The organism is Paraburkholderia sp. Ac-20347 (genome assembly GCF_017104805.1).
Classification (GTDB): Bacteria; Pseudomonadota; Gammaproteobacteria; order Burkholderiales; family Burkholderiaceae; genus Paraburkholderia; species Paraburkholderia tropica.
Genome location: NZ_JAAGPN010000031.1, coordinates 1 through 20,659 on the forward strand (window position 1 = coordinate 1; position 20,659 = coordinate 20,659).

The 20,659-nt window shown below is 65.2% G+C and carries 18 protein-coding genes; 3 read left to right on the forward strand and 15 right to left on the reverse strand.

The genetic code is table 11. The annotated features are described in order from the left end of the window. Positions 1 to 3,184, forward strand: a 3,184-nt coding sequence (locus G3N97_RS08945) for a YadA-like family protein (RefSeq protein ID WP_205992896.1), incomplete at its 5' end; no start/stop codon positions are given. Between the two features lie 124 nt (positions 3,185 to 3,308). On the opposite strand, the gene G3N97_RS08950 is transcribed toward G3N97_RS08945, so the two are convergent. The 10 genes from G3N97_RS08950 to G3N97_RS08995 form a co-directional block, all read right to left on the reverse strand. Then, positions 3,309 to 3,833 (reverse strand): ureidoglycolate lyase, encoded by a 525-nt coding sequence (locus G3N97_RS08950; protein WP_205992897.1) that lies wholly within the window; start codon positions 3,831 to 3,833, stop codon positions 3,309 to 3,311. An 8-nt stretch (positions 3,834 to 3,841) separates the two neighbouring features. Continuing rightward, a complete protein-coding gene (gene alc, locus G3N97_RS08955) occupies positions 3,842 to 4,852 on the reverse strand; it encodes an allantoicase (RefSeq protein ID WP_124262037.1) in 1,011 nt (336 codons plus the stop codon). A gap of 78 nt (positions 4,853 to 4,930) precedes the next feature. Then, the gene (gene uraD, locus G3N97_RS08960) at positions 4,931 to 5,452 is read right to left on the reverse strand and encodes a 2-oxo-4-hydroxy-4-carboxy-5-ureidoimidazoline decarboxylase (protein WP_205992898.1); all 522 of its coding nucleotides are present in this window, start codon (positions 5,450 to 5,452) and stop codon (positions 4,931 to 4,933) included. Then, entirely contained in the window at positions 5,449 to 6,408 is a 960-nt protein-coding gene (puuE, locus tag G3N97_RS08965; RefSeq protein WP_205992899.1) for an allantoinase PuuE, read from the reverse strand. The genes uraD and puuE overlap by 4 nt, the downstream gene beginning before the upstream one ends. 258 nt (positions 6,409 to 6,666) lie before the next feature. Beyond that, positions 6,667 to 7,455 carry an aspartate/glutamate racemase family protein gene (locus G3N97_RS08970; protein ID WP_205992900.1) on the reverse strand — a complete coding sequence of 263 codons (789 nt, stop codon included), beginning with the start codon at positions 7,453 to 7,455 and terminating at the stop codon, positions 6,667 to 6,669. Positions 7,456 to 7,498: 43 nt separating this feature from the next. Next, on the reverse strand, positions 7,499 to 9,022 hold the full coding sequence (locus G3N97_RS08975) for an NCS1 family nucleobase:cation symporter-1 (protein WP_205992901.1): 1,524 nt from the start codon (positions 9,020 to 9,022) through the stop codon (positions 7,499 to 7,501). 321 nt (positions 9,023 to 9,343) lie between these two features. After that, a complete protein-coding gene (locus tag G3N97_RS08980) occupies positions 9,344 to 10,072 on the reverse strand; it encodes a GntR family transcriptional regulator (protein ID WP_205992902.1) in 729 nt (242 codons plus the stop codon). 306 nt (positions 10,073 to 10,378) lie between these two features. Beyond that, positions 10,379 to 11,305 carry a muramoyltetrapeptide carboxypeptidase gene (ldcA, locus tag G3N97_RS08985; protein ID WP_205992903.1) on the reverse strand — a complete coding sequence of 309 codons (927 nt, stop codon included), beginning with the start codon at positions 11,303 to 11,305 and terminating at the stop codon, positions 10,379 to 10,381. A 41-nt stretch (positions 11,306 to 11,346) separates the two neighbouring features. Beyond that, positions 11,347 to 12,039, reverse strand: a complete 693-nt coding sequence (gene tadA, locus G3N97_RS08990) for a tRNA adenosine(34) deaminase TadA (RefSeq protein ID WP_205992904.1) — start codon at positions 12,037 to 12,039, stop codon at positions 11,347 to 11,349. Next, positions 12,036 to 12,440: a DUF1992 domain-containing protein gene (locus G3N97_RS08995; RefSeq protein ID WP_065060145.1), complete on the reverse strand. Its 405-nt coding sequence runs from the start codon at positions 12,438 to 12,440 to the stop codon at positions 12,036 to 12,038. Before G3N97_RS08995 ends, tadA begins: the two co-directional genes overlap by 4 nt. Before the next feature lie 110 nt (positions 12,441 to 12,550). Between G3N97_RS08995 and G3N97_RS09000 the strand changes: the two genes are divergently transcribed. Further along, complete coding sequence (locus tag G3N97_RS09000) at positions 12,551 to 12,880, forward strand: hypothetical protein (RefSeq protein ID WP_205992927.1); 330 nt, start codon at positions 12,551 to 12,553, stop codon at positions 12,878 to 12,880. 58 nt (positions 12,881 to 12,938) lie between these two features. Here G3N97_RS09000 and G3N97_RS09005 read toward each other — a convergent pair whose 3' ends face one another. Further along, on the reverse strand, positions 12,939 to 14,135 hold the full coding sequence (locus G3N97_RS09005) for an amino acid aminotransferase (RefSeq protein WP_205992905.1): 1,197 nt from the start codon (positions 14,133 to 14,135) through the stop codon (positions 12,939 to 12,941). Positions 14,136 to 14,197: 62 nt separating this feature from the next. Next, positions 14,198 to 15,610, reverse strand: coding sequence for an amino acid permease (locus tag G3N97_RS09010; RefSeq protein WP_205992906.1), 1,413 nt, complete (start codon positions 15,608 to 15,610; stop codon positions 14,198 to 14,200). A gap of 254 nt (positions 15,611 to 15,864) precedes the next feature. Between G3N97_RS09010 and G3N97_RS09015 the strand changes: the two genes are divergently transcribed. After that, positions 15,865 to 16,338 carry an Lrp/AsnC family transcriptional regulator gene (locus G3N97_RS09015; protein WP_065060148.1) on the forward strand — a complete coding sequence of 158 codons (474 nt, stop codon included), beginning with the start codon at positions 15,865 to 15,867 and terminating at the stop codon, positions 16,336 to 16,338. Positions 16,339 to 16,585: 247 nt separating this feature from the next. Here G3N97_RS09015 and guaA read toward each other — a convergent pair whose 3' ends face one another. The 3 genes from guaA to guaB all read right to left on the reverse strand — a co-directional run bounded on the left by guaA (position 16,586) and on the right by guaB (position 20,569). Continuing rightward, complete coding sequence (guaA, locus tag G3N97_RS09020; RefSeq protein WP_074984522.1) at positions 16,586 to 18,169, reverse strand: glutamine-hydrolyzing GMP synthase; 1,584 nt, start codon at positions 18,167 to 18,169, stop codon at positions 16,586 to 16,588. Positions 18,170 to 18,394: 225 nt separating this feature from the next. Then, positions 18,395 to 19,102: a hypothetical protein gene (locus G3N97_RS09025; protein WP_205992907.1), complete on the reverse strand. Its 708-nt coding sequence runs from the start codon at positions 19,100 to 19,102 to the stop codon at positions 18,395 to 18,397. Between the two features lie 6 nt (positions 19,103 to 19,108). Then, on the reverse strand, positions 19,109 to 20,569 hold the full coding sequence (guaB, locus tag G3N97_RS09030) for an IMP dehydrogenase (protein ID WP_205992908.1): 1,461 nt from the start codon (positions 20,567 to 20,569) through the stop codon (positions 19,109 to 19,111). Positions 20,570 to 20,659 lie beyond the last annotated feature (90 nt).

Here is a 20,659-nt window from a genome sequence, read left to right on the forward strand (position 1 = left end):
CTCGCAGCTTTACGCCACGAACAAGGCCGTCACCCAGATCGCGGGCGACATCACCAACATCAACGGCACGCTCGCAGATGCCGTGCTGTACGACACGCCCGCGCATGACACCCTCACGCTCGGCGGCCCGGGCGCATCGTCGCCGGTCAAGCTCACCAACGTTGCTGAGGGCGCGCTCGAAAGCGCGAGCACCGACGCCGTCAACGGCTCGCAGCTTTACGCCACGAACAAGGCCGTCACCCAGATCGCGGGCGACATCACCAACATCAACGGCACGCTCGCAGATGCCGTGCTGTACGACACGCCCGCGCATGACACCCTCACGCTCGGCGGCGTGGGTGCGGCTTCGCCCGTCAAACTCACCAATCTGCAGGACGGCGACCTCAGCGCATCGAGCACGGACGCAGTCACCGGCGCGCAGTTATATGCGCTCGACAAGAAGGTCGTCGGTTCGTCGCTGCACTATTTCAGCGTGAACAGCGACAACCCCGACAACTTCGACAACGACGGCGCGACGGGCAGCCAAGCGATCGCGATCGGCCCGGGCGCGGCCGCGCCCGGGTATGTCAGCGTGGCAATCGGCGCGAACACGAACGCCGAGGAGTACGGCGTGGCGATCGGCTTGAACGCCGCGGCCAATGTCGGCGTGGCAATCGGCGCGAACGCGGCAGCCACCGAGTGGCACGACGTGGCAGTCGGCTTCGGCAGCCAGGCGACCGGCGGCTCGGCGGTCGCGGTGGGCGGCAACAGTCTCGCCTCGGCGTATCACGCCACGGCAGTCGGCCCGGGCGCGACCGCCACCGGGGTCAGCGCGGTCGCGCTGGGCGACAACGCGAGCGCGCCTGCCAACTTCAGCGTCGCGATCGGCCAGAACGCCGTCGCGGCCGACGTCCTGTCGATCGCACTGGGCACCAACGCGAAGACCGCTCCGGTCGTCGCCACCACGGAAGCCACGATCGGCGACAACGACTACACCTTCGCGGGCGTGGCGCCGGTCGGCACGCTCAGCATCGGCGACGTGGGCGCGGAGCGCACGATCTCCAACGTCGCGGCGGGCAGCCTCAGCGAGCATTCCACGGATGCGGTGAACGGCTCGCAGCTCTACGCCACGATCCAGGAGACCGGCGTCAATACGACGACGATCAACAACCTGACGTACAACATCACGCACGGCAAGGTCGGGCTGGTCCAACAGGACGATGCAACGAGCGACATCACCGTCGCGAAGGACACCGACGGCGCGAACGTTGACTTCACGGGCACGGCTGGTGCGCGTCAGCTCATGGGTCTCGCGAACGGCATTGCCGACAGCGCGGCCGTGAACGTGGCGCAAATGGCCTCGGCCGGCTTCCAGTTCGACACCACGGGCAAGGTCACCAATGCAGCCGTGACTTATGTGCCAGGTTCGATCGACGCCGGCAGCCCGCAAATCGTGTTGAACCCCGGTGTCGGCGACAGCGTGTATTTCGTCGACGGGGACCGCGATAAAGGCCACCTGCCGATCGGCACCCGCATTAGCAACCTGGCCGACGGCGTGCAAGACACGGACGCCGCTAACGTCGGGCAAGTCTACGACATCGTCGCCTCCCATATGCCTGGCGCCGGCGGCGGTCAACAGCTGTTCGCCGCTCGCCCCGGTTCGGACGTCAACGGCGGTTCCGGCGTCGACGCTTCGGGGCGCAACGAGTCTTATAAGAGCGCGGCGTACTACTCGCAGGTCGCGGGCTACGGCAACGACTCGGGCAACTCGGTGCCCACCGACGTCGCACGCGCCTTCGGCGCGGGCTCGATCGCCATCGGTTCGAGCGCCTACACGCCCGCGATGAACGCCGTGGCGCTCGGCGTGCAGGCCTACGCCAACGCGAAGGACGCCGTGGCGCTCGGCGCGGGCTCCGTGGCCAACCAGTCGAACACGGTCTCCGTGGGCAGCGACGGAACGGGCGTGTTCACCGCCTATGACGCCGACGGCAATGCCTACACCGCGCAAAGCCAGGCCAACACGCGCCGCATCGTCAACATGGCGGCGGGTCAGGCCGATAACGACGCCGTCAACGTCGGCCAGATGCGCAGCGTCGTGAGCGCGCTGGGCGGCGGCGCGTCGATCAATTCGGCGGGTGTGTTCGTCGCGCCGTCGTATTCGGTGGGCGGCACGGTCGTCAACACGGTCGGCGACGCCATCGCGAATCTCGACAGCCGCGTGACGCAAAACACGGCCGATCTCGCCGATGTCGTGGGCGGCGGAAACGCGATCCATGCGAGCGGCTCGTCGAACTCCGCGGTGCAGATGTCCGCAGTCAACCGCACCCTGCTCGCCGCGAGCGACACGAACGTTGCAGCGAGCGCTGCCACGGACACCGGCGCCGTGCATTACGACTCGGATGCGCACGACCAGATCACGCTGGCGAGCGCAACGGGCGGCAACGTGAAGCTCGGCGGTCTGGAAAACGCGGATCTGTCGTCGACGAGCCGCGACGCCGTAACCGGTCAGCAACTCTTCGCGACCAACCTGCAGGTCGACGCGCTGAACCAGGCCGTGCAGAACATCGCCACGACGGGTTCCACGGCGCTTTCGGTCAACAGCGCGAACGGTCCGGCGTCGGCGACGAACGCCCAGACCATCGCGCTCGGCGGCGGCGCGGCGGCGTCGGGCAATAACGCCACGGCGATCGGCGATTCGTCGGTGGCGTCGGGCGAGAGCACGGTTGCGCTCGGCCGCAACGCGTCGGCCACGGCGGCAAGCTCGGTCGCCATCGGCGCGAATTCGGTTGCGGACCGCGCAGGCGCGGTGTCGGTGGGCTCGGAAGGTTCGGAGCGGCAGATCACCAACGTCGCGGTGGGCACGTCGGGCACGGACGCGGTCAACCTCAACCAGATGAACAGCGCGCTCTCGCAGCAGTCGAACACGTTCAACCAGCAGGTGCAAAGCCTGCAGCGCTCGATCAACACGGTCGAGAAGAACGCGTATGCGGGCGTGGCAGCCGCCATGGCCATGCCTAACCTGACGCCTTCGGGTCCGGGCAAGACCGTGGTCGCTGCGGGCGGCGGCTACTACAAGGGCAGCAGCGCGGCAGCGGTCGCCGTCACGTATCGTTCGGCCAATATGCACTGGCTGGCGAACGTCGGCGTAGCGGTCACGAACAACGGCGACGCGGGCGCACGCGCCCAGGTCGGCTACGAGTTCTGATCGACCTGCGGTGGCGCGCTCGCGGCTTCGCGGGCGCGCCACCTCGCAGCAAACAAAAAAGCCACGAACGCGAGTTCGTGGCTTTTTGCATGGCGAAGCGACCACATACGACGAAAACACCGCGTCAGCGCCCCGCCGCCTCCATCGCTTCCTGCGTGAGCCACAGCGATTCCGGCAGATCCTGCTCGTTGAGATTGAGCCCGTCGCCGCCACGATCGACGACGATGAAATCGCTCACCTCACCCAGCGCGATCAGCGGATGATGCCAGACGCCCTTCGCGTAATTCACACCCTGCCAGCCGCTCGTGACGAACGCGCGAATCTTCGACACGTCGAGATCGCCGGCCGGCGCCACCACGACGAGATACGGCTTGTCGTTGAGCGGCACGAATGCCTGACTGCCAAGCGGATGGCGCTCGAGCATCTTCACTTCGAACGGCAGCACGCGCGCTTGTCCGCGAAACAGGTTGATCAGCGTGCGCCCGTTCTCGTCGGTGACATCGACTTTCGCGAGATCGTGATAGCGGATCGTCGTGCCCAGATTGATCGGAATCTGCTTCGCGCCTTCGAGCTCGATCACGTCGCCGAACGGCGCGAACGCCTCGCGCGTGAGCGGCTCGATGGTCAGCGTGGTACGGGTATCGCTCATGATGCGGCTCAGGCCAGCGTGCCCCACAGACGCACGCGCGACACGCCGCCGTCCGGGATGATGTTGAAGCGCACGTGCGTGACCGGGCCGAGCGCCGCGAGTTCGCTTTCGAAGTAGTGCTGGTTATCCATTTGCAGCTTCTGCTCGCCGAGCAGCACGGGCCAGAACATCGCCTGCGTCACGAGCGAGCTGTCCGTGCCGCCCACCACGCGCGCGGCCTGGAACGAGCAGCGATCCGGATAATTGCCCTTGAAGTGCGCCGTATCGACTTCGATCTTCTTGATGATGCCCGGCTGTGCGAGCGCGATGATCGCCCAGTCGTTGCCCGGTTCGCGGCGGCGGCGCGTTTCCCAGCCGTCGCCCATGTTCACGCCGCGGCCCGGCATCAGAATCGTCGAGGCGAGACCGAAATGCTGGTTGTTCGCGCCGACGAGATACGCGCCGTTTTCCATCGCGGCGAGGTCGAACAGTTCCGTGCGGCTCGCGCCCTGCCAGTCGAGTTGCGGCTGGCCGTAGACACGCAGACGCGCAATGCCGCCGTCCGGATAGATGTTCACGCGCAGGTGCGTGAACGGCTTGTCGCTGCCGACTTCCACGTAGTGATGGCTGTTGCCGTTCAGCGACATCGACGGCACGATTTCCGTCCATTGCGTCGAGCCGTTGGGCGCGCCGTCCGGCACATGCGCGGCTTCGACGGACGCCGCCGGCGGATAGTTGCCCGTGAAGTGGCTCGTGTCGAGATCGAGGCCTTTGATGACGCCCGGACGCGCGAGCTTCACGACGCACCAGTCGTAGCCCGTCGTGCGCTTGCGGCGCGTTTCCCAGCCGTCCATCCACTTGCCGTGATCGTCGTACTTGCCAGGGATGAAGACGGCCGGCTCCGGATTGAGCATGCGCTCCTTCGGCGCGAAGAAGTCGTCGCTCGCCTCGAGCGCCTGCGCGCCCAGACGCGGGTCCGCGAGATTCACGTAGCGGCGCGTGAAGTCAGGTGCGTTGGGGTCGAGAGTCGGGAGTGCCATCTTTGTCTTCCTTCGTATCTTTTCTGTGGTTCAAAAAGGCGCTGCGCTCCGCGTCGGCTGCCGGAGCGCATCGCCACGTCACGCGTCGATCAGCTCATCCAGCCTGAAGCGCGCAATGCGATAAATCTGGTCGAGGCTCGCGCGCATTTCGTCGGCGCGGCTGTTGTTCACGCGCGCCTCGAAGTTCGCGATGATGCCGTGACGGTCGTAGCCACGCACCGCGAGAATGAACGGAAAGCCGAACTTCTCGCGATACGCGCGATTGAGCGACTGCAGCTTGTCGAACTCTTCCTGCGTGCACTGGTTGAGGCCCGCGCCGCTCTGCTCGCGCGTCGATTCGGCGGTCAGTTCGCCACGCACCGCCGCCTTGCCCGCGAGTTCCGGGTGAGCGTTGATGAGCGCGAGCTGGCGCGTTTCGCCCGAGGTTTCGACGACGTTCGACATCGTCGTGTGCAGCGTGTCGATGCTCGCGTAGGGGCGCTGCTGCGCGGCCGCCTCGGCCACCCAGGGCGAATGCTCGAAGATGCCCGAGAGCGCCGCCACGAAGGCGTCGGTCGAGGCCTGATTCAGCTGGTCGAGGGTGTAGTGCATTGCCTTCATGCGGCGGCCCCGCGGTTCTCGTTCTGTTGCAGTTGATAGGGATGGTGCTCGCGCCAGTGGCGTGCGATATCCACGCGGCGCGTGACCCACACGCGCTCGTGCTTTTCGATGTGATCGAGAAAGCGCTGCAGCGCGCGGAAGCGCCCCGGACGTCCGAGCAGACGGCAGTGCATGCCGATCGACAACATCTTCGGCGCTTCGTCGCCTTCTTCGTAGAGCACGTCGAACGCATCGCGCAGATAGGTGAAGAAGTGATCCGCCGTGTTGAAGCCTTGCGGCGTGGCGAAGCGCATGTCGTTGGTGTCGAGCGTGTACGGCACGATCAGTTGCGGCGAGGTCTTGCCGCCTGTCATCGCCACGTCCATCCAGAACGGCAGGTCGTCGCCGTAATTGTCGGAGTCGTAGAGAAAGCCGCCGTATTCGGCGACCAGACGATGCGTGTTCGGACTGTCACGCCCCGTGTACCAGCCGAGCGGGCGCTGGCCCGTCACGCGCTCGATCGCCTGCATGCCGAGCTTCATGTGCTCGGCTTCGAGTTCCGGCGTCGCGTCCTGATAGTGAATCCAGCGATAACCGTGGCACGCGATCTCGTGACCCAGCTCGACGAATGCGCGCGCGACTTCAGGATGACGCTCGATCGCCATGCCCACGCCGAACACGGTCAGCGGCAGACCGCGCTTCTCGAACTCGCGCAGGATGCGCCACACGCCTGCGCGCGAGCCGTATTCGTAGATCGACTCCATGCTCATATGACGCGACGGATACGCGGCCGCGCCGACGATCTCGGAGAGAAACTGCTCGGACGCGGGATCGCCGTGCAGCACGCAGTTCTCGCCGCCCTCTTCGTAGTTGAGCACGAATTGCACCGCGACGCGCGCGCGCCCGGGCCAGTTGGCCTGCACCGGATGGCGGCCATAACCGATCAGATCGCGGGGATAGTGGGGATCGAGTGGCATGCTGGTCGAATCAATCGAATGGTGAGGATGAAACACACGCTGAAAACGGCTTCCGGGTCCGCGCGATACCGGTACCACCCGCCTGCAAGCCTTGCGCCACAAGGATTTGCGGGATTCGACGGCGATCTGCTTCACGGACCGGCCCAGTGTAGCGAAATCGTCAGGCCGCGCCCATACGCACGCTCAGATAGTGCGGGTCAAGCGAGGTGTATGAGCCGGGCGGGCCGCGCCCGGCTGGCACGCTCGCCGGACACGCGTTTACCCGTAGCGCAGCGGGCGCACCGGCGGCGGCGTGTCCGTCGCGCTCGCGGGGCTGGTCGGGCTGAAGCGGGCGAATTCGCCGTCGTAACGCTTGGCGAGCGGCCGCGCGAAGTCGCCGCGCTTGGCGGTCGTCAGGCGCAGCGCGACCAGCGCTTCGACCCACTTCACGGCCGCTGTCACGCCGTCGACGACGGGCACGCCCAGCGCGTCCTCCACCTGGGCGCACAGGCTCGTCATGCCCGCGCAGCCGAGCACGATCGCATCGCTGCCGTCTTCCTCGAGCGCGCGCCGGCATTCGTCGACGATCGCGCGGCGCGCCGCCGAGCCCGGCTCGTCGAGTTCGAGCACGGCCACGTCGATCGCGCGCACGTTGCGGCAGAACCGCGTCATGCCATAGCGCTCGGCCAGATGCCACGCCATCGCGCGGGTGCGCGAGAGCGTCGTCACCACCGAGAAGCCGGGCGCGAGCACGCTCGCCGCATGCATGGCCGCCTCCGCGATGCCCACCACCGGCCCGCGCGCCAGTTCGCGCGCGGCGTACAGACCGGGATCGCCGAAACAGGCGATCACGTAGCCGTCGTAGCCTTCGCGCTCGCCCGCCTCCACTTCCGCGAGCAGACCGGGCGTCGCGAGCGCCTCGTCGTAATAGCCCTCGATCGAGGGCGGTCCCATGGTCGGGCTCACGGCCACCACGTCGGTGCCCGGCGCGACGACGGTGCGCGCGCACTGCTCCATGGCGGCCGTCATGCGCTGCGTGGTGTTCGGATTGATGAGTTTGATACGCATGGCAGTTCCTTCGTCTCCTTCGTCTCTTGCGTCTTTCCCGCGCTCAGGCCTGCGCGCGGGCGCGTTCGCCCATCGTGAAGGCTCGATAGAACAGCGCGCCGAGCGCCGCGCCGATGAACCACGAGAAGTTCGCCGCATTGCCGAACGACGGCACCATCACGCAGAGCACCGCGATCACGGCAGCGGGCAGCAGCGCCGCGACCGCGCGCCAGTTCACGCCGTTGCTGTACCAGTACGCGCCCTTCGGCGACACCGAGTAAAGGTCGTCGACCGCGAGACGGCCGCGCTTCACGAGATAGAAGTCGACGATCAGGACACCATACAAAGGTCCGATGAACGCGCCGAGCACGTCGAGCGTGTAGTGAATCACGGCCGGATTGTTGAACAGATTCCACGGCGTGATGAAGATCGACGCGACCGCCGCGAGCATGCCGCCCGCACGCCAGCTGATGAGGCGCGGCGCGACGTTCGAGAAGTCGAACGCGGGCGACACGAAGTTCGCGACGATGTTGATGCCGATGGTCGCGATCGTGAACGTCAGCGCGCCCATGATCACGGCGGTCGGATGATCGATACGTCCCACCGTTTCGACCGGATCGGTAATCAGTTGTCCGAACACCGGCAGCGTCGCCGAAGTCGTGATCACCGTGACCAGCGAGAACGCGAGGAAGTTGACGGGCAAGCCCCAGAAGTTGCCGCGATGCACGCTGCGCAGCGACTTGCCATAGCGCGAGAAGTCGCCGAAATTGAGCATCGGCCCCGAGAAATACGACACCACCAGCGAGACCGCCGTGATCATCACCGGAATCACTTCGGCGCCGTGATACTTCACGCCGCCGAGATTCAGGCCGATGTTCTGCCAGCCCGCGCGATAAACCATGTAGCCCGCAAGCGCGAACATCACCACATAGACCGCCGGGCCCGCGAAGTCGATGAACTTCTTGATGGTGTCCATGCCGTTCCAGAACACGAACGCCTGCAGCACCCAGAGCGTCATGAAACCGGCCCAGCCGACCGTCGAAAGGCCGAACATGCCGTGCTTGTGCACGTCGGCATACGGCATCAGTTGCGGGAAGAATTTGAGCACGACGATCACGAGCGCGCTCGACGCGAGAAAGGTCTGGATGCCGTACCACGCCACCGCGATGAGGCCGCGAATCACGGCGGGAATATTCGCGCCGAGCACGCCGAACGTGCCGCGGCACGCGACCGGATACGGCACGCCGTGACGCTGGCTCGGACGCGCGATGAGATTGCAGAGCACGTTGACGATCGAGATACCGACGATCAGCGCGACCAGCACCTGCCAGCTCGTGAGACCGAGCGCGAACAGCGAGCCCGCGAACACGTAGCCGCCAACGCTGTGCACGTCGGACATCCAGAACGCGAAGATGTTGTACGCGCCCCAGGTCTGTTCCTTGAGCGGCGCGAGATCGTGGTTGTAGAGCCGCTCGCTGTAGCCGGCCGGGATCCTCAGATTGTCGGCGCCATCGCCGCTGTTACCGCTTTCGCCTGAATCGAAACCGGGCACTGCCGGACTGCCTGGGGATGCGCTGAACTGAGCCATGACCCGCTCCTTGGGATGGATACGCCGACGGAAAAAGACGCCTGAACGCCTCGACACGCGCGCCGCGCCGCACGATGCGGCCGCCGCGATGATTCCCTGCGAATGCACGGGCCTGGCGCCGCGTGCTGCGCACCGCGCCGGTCGCCGCTTGCGCGCGCCCTGATCGCCGTGCCCACCGTCATGCCGATACGCGTGCGGAGAACGCCTGGCGGCGTGCGCATCACGATCGTTTGAATCCCTTGGGTTGCTCTGTTTCGATCTTTTATGCGGCGGCGGTTGCGCGTTGCAACGCTCGCCGCCCTGCCCGATTGGGCGTCTGGTTCAACGTCCGGACGCCGCGGTCTCGCGCGTGCCGAACACATCCTGCAAATCGACCGATGCGCCCGCCGGCCGGTCGAGCATCTTCAGCTCGACGCCCTGCAGGTGCCGCACCATCAGCGCCGCCGCTTCCTGCGACTGGCCGCTTTCGAGCGCCGTCAAAATGGCCTCGTGATCGTCGTACGAACAAGGGCTGCGTCCCGGCGATTCGTAGAGCGCCGAAATCAGCGTCGAGCGCGCCACCAGTCCGTTCAGGCAGTCGCACAGCACCGTGTTGCCCGTGAGCGTCGCGAGCGCCGTATGGAACTCGCCCGAGAGGCGAATCCACGCCGGAAAGTCCCGGCTCTCGAACGCCTTGCGTTCGCGCCGGATCGTCTCGCCGATGCTCTTCAGCCGCCGGTTGCCGTGCTGCGCGCTGCAAATGCGCTCCACCACCGCGAGTTCGATGATGCGGCGCATCTCGAACACCTCGTGGACCTCCTGAAGCGACGGGCTGGCGACGAACGCGCCCCGGTTCGGTTCCAGATCGACGAGATGATCGGTGGCCAGCAGCGCCAGCGCCTGGCGGATCGGCCCGCGCTTCACGCCGAACACTTCGCACAACTGCGCTTCCGTGAGCTTCGCGCCAGGCGGCAGACGATGCTCGAGGATGGCGGCGCGGATACGCGCGGCGATTGCCTCGGGCTTCGTGCCGGTCGCGTCGGCTTCGGTGTCGGTTTCGGTGTTTCGCATGTCTGTCACCTTGATGTTGGGTATGCTAGTTTGGACATAAAGATTGTCAACAATTTTATCGGCCAACCTGGGGAAGATACCCACGTCGACGCAAATCACCCATGCATCGCAACGGTGAAAGCCGCGTCAATACGGGGCGAATCGCACATTCATGGTGATCCACTGCCCCACAATAGCCCAATTTTTTGTCAACAATTTAGCGTCGAGTCGGTTCCTTGGACATCGCTCTGGTGCGTTATTTATTGGCCGTTAGTTGCGAATATGACGTCAAAAAAAGCGCCCGAAGGCGCTTTGCAGTCACGTCGATCAGCCAAGATGCGGATACCCGCTCATCTGCAACTCAAAGCCATGCGCGTGGGCGCTCAACTGCGCCTGCGCGCCGAACGGCAGCGTGACCATATCGGCGATATGGCCGAACGGCAGGCCCGTGATCACCGGAATGCCCGCTATCGAGCGAATCTGTTCGACCGCTGCGTGCAGGTCGTAACCGTTGTCGTAGTCGAACGGCTTGCCGCCCGAGAAATCGCCGAGCACGAGCGCCTTCTGCCGCGCGAGGATGCCCGAAAGATGCAGCTGATACAGCATGCGTTCGATGCGGAACGGCTGCTCGTTCACATCCTCGACGAAGAGGATGCCGCCCTCCACCGGCGGCATATACGGCGTGCCGATCAGCGAGGTGAGCACGGCCAGATTGCCGCCCCAGAGCATGCCCGACACGTCGGCCTGCTGCGCCTGCGGCGCGTTCACCTTGAGCGTGTACTCGGGTTTCGTCAGCACGTCCCAGAAGTGGCGCATCGTGAAACCGCTGAGCGTTTCCGCGCCGAAGTCGCTGAGCAGCATCGGGCCGCCGAATGTCTTGATGCCCGCGCGCGCGAACAACGCCAGTTGGATCGCCGTGAAATCGCTATGGCCGACGAGCGCGATCGGCTGATCGGTCAGGCGTCGCTGCAGTCCTTCGTAGTCGAGTCCGTGCAGGACGCGCACCGCACCGTAGCCGCCGCGCACCGCCAGCGCGATGTCGGGCAACGCGCGCGCGGGATCCGCGAGACGGTTCAGTTCGGCGGCGCGCTGTCCGTCGGTGCCCGCGAAGCGCTGAAAGCGGCGCTCGGTGGCTTCGACGTTCTCGACGCGGTGACCTTCGGCGCGCAGACGCGCGATCCCGCGATGCACCGCCGCCGGATCATGCGGATAGCCCGACGGCGCGATCAGTTCGATGGTGCGATGCTTGATCATGTTCGAGGCGGTGGAGGCTCGCCGGACCGCGGCGAGCGGAGTCAGGACGGGTTGTCGTCGGGCTGCGTGCCAACGGCGTCGCCGCTGGCCTGCTCCGCCGCTGCGCGCCGCGCTTCGCGGCTGGCGCGACGGCGTTCGGCGAAGAACGCACGCAGCGCGTCGCCGCATTCCGTTTCGAGCACGCCGCCCATCACGCTCGTGTGGTGATTGAGCTGGTCGTTCGAAAAGGCGTCGACGACGCTGCCGCACGCACCCGTCTTCGGGTCGCGCGCGCCGTACACGACGCGCGAGATGCGGGCGTGCATGATGGCGCCCGCGCACATCAGACACGGTTCTAGGGTCACATAGAGTTCGCAGCCGGGCAAGCGGTAGTTACCCAGCGCGGCGCCGGCCGCGCGCAGCGCCGCCATTTCCGCGTGCGCCGACGGGTCGTGCGTACCAATCGGATGATTGAAACCCGTGGCGATCACCTCGTCGCCGCGCACCAGCACCGCGCCGACCGGCACTTCGCCGGCCGCGCGCGCTTCGTCGGCGGCGGCTTGCGCGAGGCGCATGAAATGGCGGTCGCGGTCGCTGACGGGATCGGGTTGAGGCGCGGCGCAGGGGGCAGCCGAATGATCGGCTGAAGGGGCAACTGAAGGAGCGACTGAAGGGTCGACAGCGGCAGCCGGTTCAGCGCTGACGCCCGGCTGCGCCGTCTCGTCGGGCGGCGTGGCGCCCGGAGCGACGCTCACGCGCTGCCCGCCGCGAAGCCGCCCTCGCCTGCCGCGCGTTCGGACAGGCGTTCGGCGATCCGGCGGCGATATTCGTGCGGCACGACCATCGGGCCGCCGCGCAGCGACTCCAGCGCCATGTCGAGCGCGAGCATGCGCGCGCGCAGGCGGCAGCGCGCGGCTTTGTTGTCGCCGACCTTGGCGAGTTCTTCCTGGAGATCGCGCAGCGCGCGCAGTTGTTCGACCGCGGGCGGCACGAAACCGGCGTTCTTCAGGATGCGGTTCGCGACCCGGACGTCATCGGGCACGAACGGGTCGTCGTCGAGTTCCTGGGGCGCGCGTGCGCCATCCAGATCGTCGAAGTCACCGCGCGCTGCTGCGGCGGCAATCCGTTGTTCGACGAGGGCATCAAGCAATTTCATCGGCAATCCACTACGTTGCGGCCCACGCATTCTATCAGGGTAAGACCTGGAAGACCGTCGGCGTCTGTCGTGTGACACGTCAAGCTCTTACAGGTTGACAGGCGCTCCGTTTGATGCGAGGCGCATCAAATCAGACAAATGCCGAAAAACCGGATACGTCTGATGCCGTCGGGCCGCAGACGGCGTTAGTGTGGCAGATCAGGGCGCAGGATCGACGCGTCCGCCGCTCAATTTTCTTCGGTGCGCACGCCATGACGAGAAACACGAGTTTTCATGACAATCCGGTTAGATTGCGCGCGGCGCTCGCGCGCAACGCGCGTCTGGTCGCAATCGGCCTGCTGATCGCCGCCAGCCTCAGCGGCTGCGGCGTGTTCTGCGGCGCGGCGGGCGGCAGCGGAGGCGGCGTCGCCGGCGGGTGCGGCACCGGCATGCGCTTCTAAAAAGCAAAGGCTCCGCTTTCACGGGGCCCTGCTTGTGTTCCGTCGATCGATTCGGCGCTTAGTCCTTCAGCACCTTGCCAACCGCATCGACCACGACGCTCACGTTCTTCTCATTGAGCCCGGCGACGCACATGCGGCCCGAACGCAGGATGTACACGCCGAACTCTTCCTTGAGCCGATCGACCTGCTCCGCGCTCAGCCCCGTGTACGTGAACATGCCGCGCTGCTTGACGTAGCGCTCCAGCGCCTCGCCGCTCACGTGCGCCTTGAGGCCATCGTGAATCTTCACGCGCATACGCGCGATGCGCTCGCACATGGCCGCCAGCTCGGTTTCCCACGATTGCTTGAGTGCCGGCGTCGAGAGCACGCGCGTGACGATCTTCGCGCCGTGCGTCGGCGGATTGCTGTAGTTCGAGCGCACCGCGCCGGTCAGTTGACCCAGCACGCGATCCGCAGCCGCAGCGTCTTCGCAGATCACATGCAGACCGCCGCAACGCTCGCCGTACAGCGAGAAGTTCTTCGAAAACGAGTTCGCGACCAGCGCCGGCACACCGCGGCGGCCGAGTTCGCGCACGGCGAACGCATCGGCGTCGAGACCCGCGCCGAAGCCCTGGTACGCCATATCGACGAACGGCAGCAGATCGCGCTTTTGCAGCACGTCGATCAGTTGCACCCACTGCGCGTCGTTCAGATCGACGCCGGTCGGGTTATGGCAGCACGCGTGCAGCAGCACCACGCTCTTCGCGGGCAGCGCGTCGATGGCCGAAAGCATCGCGTCGAACTTCAGGCCGCCCGTCGCCTCGTCGTAGTACGGGTACGTGTTCACTTCGAAGCCCGCGCGCTCGAAGATGAAGCGATGGTTTTCCCACGTCGGATCGCTCACCCACACCTGGCTCTGCGGGAAATAGCGCTTGATGAAATCGGCGCCGACCTTGAGCGCGCCCGAACCGCCGAGCGTCTGCACGGTCGCGATGCGAGCCGCCGCGCGCGACGGGCACTCGGCGCCGAACACGAGCGACTGCACGGCATCGCGATACTGCGCGAAACCGGCCATCGGCAGATAGGGCTTCGGACCCGGCTCGTTGAGAATCGCCGCTTCCGCTGCGTGGACGGCCTGCATCACGGGCAAGCGGCCGTCATCGTCGAAATAGATGCCAATGCTCAGATTGACCTTGTTCTGGCGCGGATCTTTCTGGAAGTTCTCGTTGAGCGAGAGAATCGGGTCGCCGGGATAGGCATCGATATGTTCGAACATGACGGTTGCTTGTTTCGTTGATGAGCAGGTTACGAAGTGGCCGGCGCAGCTTGTCGACTCGCTTATCGCGTCGGCACGCTGCCTTGCAGCGCGGGCGCCGCGCCACGACGCCAGAAACGATACGCGGCGGCGAGCACGGCCAGCCACACGGGAATCAGATACACGGAAATGCGCAGATCCGGAATCAAATACATTACAACGAGAATGCCCGCGAGGAACACCAGGCACACGTAATTCGTGAGCGGATAGCCGAGGCTCTTGAACGCCGTCGTCTCGCCCACACGCGCTTTTTCGCGGCGGAATTTCAGGTGGATCAGGCTGATCATCGCCCAGTTGATGATCAGCGCCGACACCACGAGACCCATCAGCAGTTCGAAAGCCTTGCCCGGCATGAAGTAGTTGATCAGCACGCAGGCCGCCGTCGCGACCGCGGTCACGGCGAGCGCCGCCAGCGGAATGCCGCGGTTGTTCACCTTGAGCAGCGCGCGCGGCGCGTTGCCCTGCAGCGCGAGACCGTAGAGCATGCGGCTGTTGCAGTACACGCCGCTGTTATAGACCGAGAGCGCCGCCGTCAGCACGACCACGTTGAGCACGTGCGCGACGAGATTGCTGTTCATCGCGTGGAAGATCAGCACGAAGGGGCTGCCGCCCGACACGACTTTTTCCCACGGATACAGCGAGAGCAGCACGCCGAGCGCGCCGACGTAGAAAATCAGGATGCGGTAGATGACCTGGTTGGTCGCGCGCGGGATGGTATGCGAGGGATCGTCCGCTTCGGCGGCGGTGATGCCGACCAGTTCGAGACCGCCGAACGAGAACATCACAACGGCCATCGACATCACGAGACCCGACACGCCGTGCGGGAAGAACCCACCGTGACGCCACAGATTCGACACGCCCGCCTCCGGCCCAGCCGAGCCCGAGAGCAGCAGCCAGCCGCCGAACGCGATCATGCCGACGATAGCCAGCACCTTGATGATCGCGAACCAGAATTCGAGCTCGCCGTACGACTTGACGCTCGCCAGATTGATGCCGTTGATGACGACGAAGAAGCCGAGCGCCGACACCCACGTCGGCAAAGTCGGCCACCAGTAATGCATGTAGATGCCGACCGCCGACAGCTCCGCCATGCTCACGAGCACGTAGAGCACCCAGTAATTCCAGCCGGAGAGAAAGCCTGCGAACGGGCCGAAGTATTTATCGGCGAAATAGCTGAACGAACCGGCGACGGGCTCGTCGACGACCATCTCGCCCAGTTGCCGCATGATGAAGAACGCGACGACGCCGGCAATCGCATAGCCGAGCAGCACCGAGGGACCGGCCGTCTGGATCGTCTGCGCGATGCCGAGGAACAGTCCTGTGCCGATTGCGCCGCCTAGCGCGATCAGTTGAATGTGACGGTTCTTGAGGCCGCGCTTGAGGTGGCCGTTCGCGTCCTGCTGACCGCGTGCGCCGCTTGTATCGTGGGAAACCATGTCTCTTCCTGTCTCTTCTTTATCGATGCGCCCGTGAGGTGTCCGGGTGGGCACGCTGCACGGCCGCGCGAAATAAAATTGCGCGCGCAACCTTCTGCGCTGGCGCGCTTACGAGACCGTCGGTCGCGTCCGACAAGCCCGTCAGGTGCGCCCAGTGTATAGGCGACGGGGAAAAATATGATTTCATCTGATACGCAGGCAAACCCTGATTGGTACAATTTCGTTTCGCATTGAACTTATCCCGAGCAAGAAAAGTGCAAAACATCGCCCTCGACCCCATCGATCTGCGGCTACTCGCCGCGCTTCAGCAGCACGGACGCGCCTCGAACCTCGAGCTGGCCGCCGCCGTGAAGCTCTCGCCGGCCCAGACGCTCAGACGCCATCGCCGACTCGAAGAGCTGGGCGTGATCAAGCGCTACGAGACGCGCCTCGACCCGCAAGCGCTTGGCTTTGGCGTGGTCGCGTTCATTCAGGTGACGATGGAGCGCGGGCACATGCGCGAGCTCATGAAGTTCAAGGAACTCGTCGCGCAGTTGCCGCAGGTGCAGGAGTGTTATTCCGTGACCGGCGATATCGACTACGTACTGAAAGTGGTGGCGCGCGATCTCAAGGCGCTGTCCGAATTCCTGCTAGACACGCTCATGCGCGCGCCTGGCGTGAGCAGCGTGCATTCGATTGTCTGCCTCGATGAACTCAAGGGTACGAGCGCGATGCCGTTGGAGGCGTGAGCGGAGCGTGAAGCCGGCTCGCTGGGGATAAGTCCCGTGCGGATACACAATTTTATCTCATTTGCATGCCGCAGATGAGGGAAGATTGCGTTTTGGCCCCTTGGGCAAGGGCAAAATCGAATAAGTACGAGGCAATCGGATTCTGTAGGAGATACGAATGCCGCCAACAAAAAACCCGCGCCGGATCGAGATCCGTGCGCGGGTTTTTTGTTGACGCCGACGCGCGAACGCGTCGGTTAGAACGGGATTATTCCCACTCGATCGTCGCAGGCGGCTTGCCCGAAATGTCGTACACGACACGGTTGATGCCGCGCACTTCATTGATGATGCGATTCGACACATGGCCGAGCAGCTCGTGCGGCAGATGCGCCCAATGCGCCGTCATGAAGTCGAGCGTCTGCACAGCGCGCAGCGCGACGACATATTCATACGTGCGGCCATCGCCCATCACACCCACGCTCTTCACCGGCAGGAACACCGCGAACGCCTGGCTCGTCAGCTCGTACCACGACTTGCCGGTTTCCTTGTCGATGGTGTTGCGCAGCGTCTCGATGAAGATCGCGTCCGCGCGACGCAGCAGGTCCGCGAAATCGCGCTTCACTTCGCCGAGAATCCGCACGCCCAGACCCGGGCCCGGGAACGGGTGGCGATACACCATGTCGTGCGGCAGGCCGAGCTTCACGCCCAGTTCGCGCACTTCGTCCTTGAACAGTTCGCGCAGCGGCTCGAGCAGCTTCAGGTTCAACGTTTCCGGCAAACCACCGACGTTGTGGTGGCTCTTGATCGTGTGCGCGCCCTTCTTGCCCTTGCCCGCCGACTCGATCACGTCCGGATAGATCGTGCCTTGCGCGAGCCACTTCGCGTCCGTCAGCTTGCCCGCTTCGGTCTGGAAGACTTCCACGAACTCCGCGCCGATGATCTTGCGCTTCGCTTCCGGATCGGTCACGCCCGCCAGCTTCGACATGAACGCCTGGCTCGCGTCGACGTGAATCACCTTTACGCCGAGGTTGTCCGCGAACATCGACATGACCTGTTCGGCTTCGTTCAGACGCAGGAGGCCGTGATCGACGAACACGCAGGTCAGCTGGTCGCCGATCGCGCGATGCAGCAGCGCCGCCGCCACCGACGAATCCACGCCGCCCGACAGACCGAGAATGACGTGCTCCTTGCCGACCTGCTTGCGGATCGCTTCGACGGCTTCGTCGATGTAGTGACCCATTTCCCAGTCGGCCTTCGCGTTACAGATGCCCAGCACGAAGCGCTCGAGCATCGCGCGGCCCTGCACCGTGTGCGTGACTTCCGGGTGCCATTGCAGACCGTAGAAGTGACGCGCCTCGTCGGCCATCGCCGCGATCGGGCACGATTCCGTCGACGCCATCAGCTGGAAGCCCGCCGGCATTTCGATGACCTTGTCGCCGTGGCTCATCCACACCTTGAGCATGCCGTGGCCTTCCGACGTGCGGAAGTCTTCGATCCCGTTCAGGAAGCTCGTGTGGTTGCGCGCGCGCACTTCGGCGTAACCGAATTCGCGCAGATGGCCGCCGTCGACCTTGCCGCCGAGCTGCTCGGCCATCGTCTGCATGCCGTAGCAGATGCCGAGCACGGGCACGCCCAGTTCGAACACGGCTTGCGGCGCGCGCGGCGTGTCGGTTTCGGTAACCGAATTCGGGCCGCCCGAGAGAATGATGCCCTTCGGCGCGAATTCGCGGATGAACGCGTCGTCGACGTCGTACGGATGGATTTCCGAGTAGACGTTGGCTTCGCGCACGCGGCGCGCGATCAGCTGGGTGACTTGCGAACCGAAGTCGAGGATCAGGATTTTGTCATGCATGGCAGCGGACGAGACCTCAAAAAGAACGGATACAGAAAGCCGCGCGCTGGCTGAGCATGGCGCGCGGCATGAATTTTTCGGACCGGGGCGCGGAACCTTGCCGCCGTGGAGCGGCGCGGTTCGGGCAGACTGTCGGGCGTACTACACGATACGCGACAAGGCGTACTGCACGGCGCACTACAAGGCGGACTGCGTCTGTCGAAACGGTGACCGGTTGCGCGGGCCTTAGCCACGCAGCGGCGGCCTCGGTGCGTCGGCGGCTTCGTCGCGCGCGGTGAGGCGCGCGTCCTCGGCTTCTGCCGATGCCGCGGCTTCGGCCACCGGATGCGGCGCCGTTGTCGATGCGGCAACGGGCGTAACGTGCGTGTCGGGCGCAAAGGGCGCAACCGGCTCGACCACCACCGGCTCGACTGCAGGCGCCGTCTTCTCGCGCACGAAAACCGGCTTCGCATAGACGACCGGCTCGTCGCGCCGGGCTTTCGCCGCCGCACGCGCTTCGCGTTCCTGCGCAGCGGCTTCGGAAGCCAGCACGCGATCGCGCTGTTTCACCGCGCCCGCGAGACGCGCACCGCCGAGTCCGACGATGATCAGCCAGACGCCGACCGCGCCCGCCACGAGTTGACCGAAGCCCGTGAGCCGCGGCTCGTGCAGACCGATCAGCCAGACCAGCATCAGCACGCCCGCGATCCAGTTGACGTGGCCCGCGGTACGCCCGACCGTGGCGGTCAGCGCACCGTCGATGGCCCCGCGCAGCGCAAGCCACGCGAAACCGACCAGCACCACTCCGAACGCCTGTCCGATGAGCGCCGGCTGCGCCTGCACGAGTTGCAACGCGTTGTAGAGCGAGGTCCACGGCGTGAGCAGAAACAGCACGCCGAAACCCAGCAACGTCAACGCATCGACAATCAGCACTATGCGCAGCAGCGGCTTCATCAGGGCTTAGTCCACGTGGTAGTTGGGCGCTTCCTTCGTGATCTGCACGTCATGCACGTGCGATTCGTTCAAGCCGGCGCCGGTGATCTGCACGAACTCCGCCTTCGTATGCAGTTCGTCGATCGTGCGGCAACCGCAGTAGCCCATCGAGGCGCGCACGCCGCCGATCATCTGGAACAGGATCGCGTTGATCGGGCCCTTGTAGGCCACACGGCCTTCGATGCCTTCCGGCACGAGCTTGTCGATGTTCGCCGAGTTGTCCTGGAAGTAGCGGTCCGCCGCGCCGTCCTTCATCGCGCCGACCGAACCCATGCCGCGGTACGACTTGTACTGGCGGCCCTGGAACAGGAACACGTCGCCCGGCGATTCTTCGGTGCCGGCGAACATGCTGCCCATCATCACGGCGTTCGCGCCGGCGGCCAGCGCCTTCGACACGTCGCCCGAGTAGCGCACGCCACCGTCGGCGATGCACGGCACGCCGGTGCCCTTGAGCGCTTCGGCGACGTTCGAGATGGCCGTGATCTGCGGCACGCCCACACCCGCGACGATACGCGTCGTGCAGATCGAACCCGGGCCGATACCGACCTTCACGCCGTCCGCGCCGTACTCGACGAGCGCACGTGCAGCGTCAGCCGTGGCGATGTTGCCGCCGATGACTTCGACGTGCGGGAAGTTCTGCTTGACCCAGCGAACGCGCTCGAGCACGCCCTTGCTGTGGCCGTGCGCCGTATCGACGACGATGACGTCGACGCCGGCCTGCACCAGCAGTTCGACGCGCTCTTCGTTGTCCGGGCCGACGCCGACTGCCGCGCCCGCGCGCAGCTTGCCGTGCTCGTCCTTGCAGGCGGCCGGGTGTTCGGTCTGCTTGGTGATGTCCTTCACGGTCATGAGGCCGCGCAGTTCGAACGCTTCGTTCACGACCAGCACGCGCTCGAGGCGGTGGCTGTGCATGAGCGACTTGGCTTCGGCCAGCGGCGTGCCTTCCTTGACGGTGACGAGGCGCTCGCGCGGCGTCATGATCGAACGCACGGGTTCGTCGAGACGGGTTTCGAAGCGCAGGTCGCGGTTCGTCACGATACCGACGAGTTGCGCGCCTTCCACGACCGGGAAGCCCGAGATGCCATGCTGCTGCGAGAGCGCGATGACGTCGGCGACCTTCATCTGCGGCGGCACGGTGATCGGATCGCGCACGACGCCCGACTCGAAACGCTTCACCTTCGCCACCTCGCGCGCCTGCTCGGCCGGCGTGAGGTTCTTGTGGACGATACCGACGCCGCCCTGTTGCGCCATGGCGATCGCCAGACGACCTTCCGTGACGGTATCCATGGCGGCCGACACGAGCGGAATGTTCAGGGAGATATTGCGGGTCAGCCGGGTTTTCAGGCTGGTGTCGCGCGGGAGAACGTCGGAGAAGGCGGGAACGAGGAGCACGTCATCGAACGTGAGTGCTTTCTGGATCAGACGCATGGCAAATCCTATAGGCGCAAAAGCAGATTATACGGGATACCGCCCTGGAAATCATCAGTGCCTACAGTAGCTTAGCGCTGAATTTGGGAT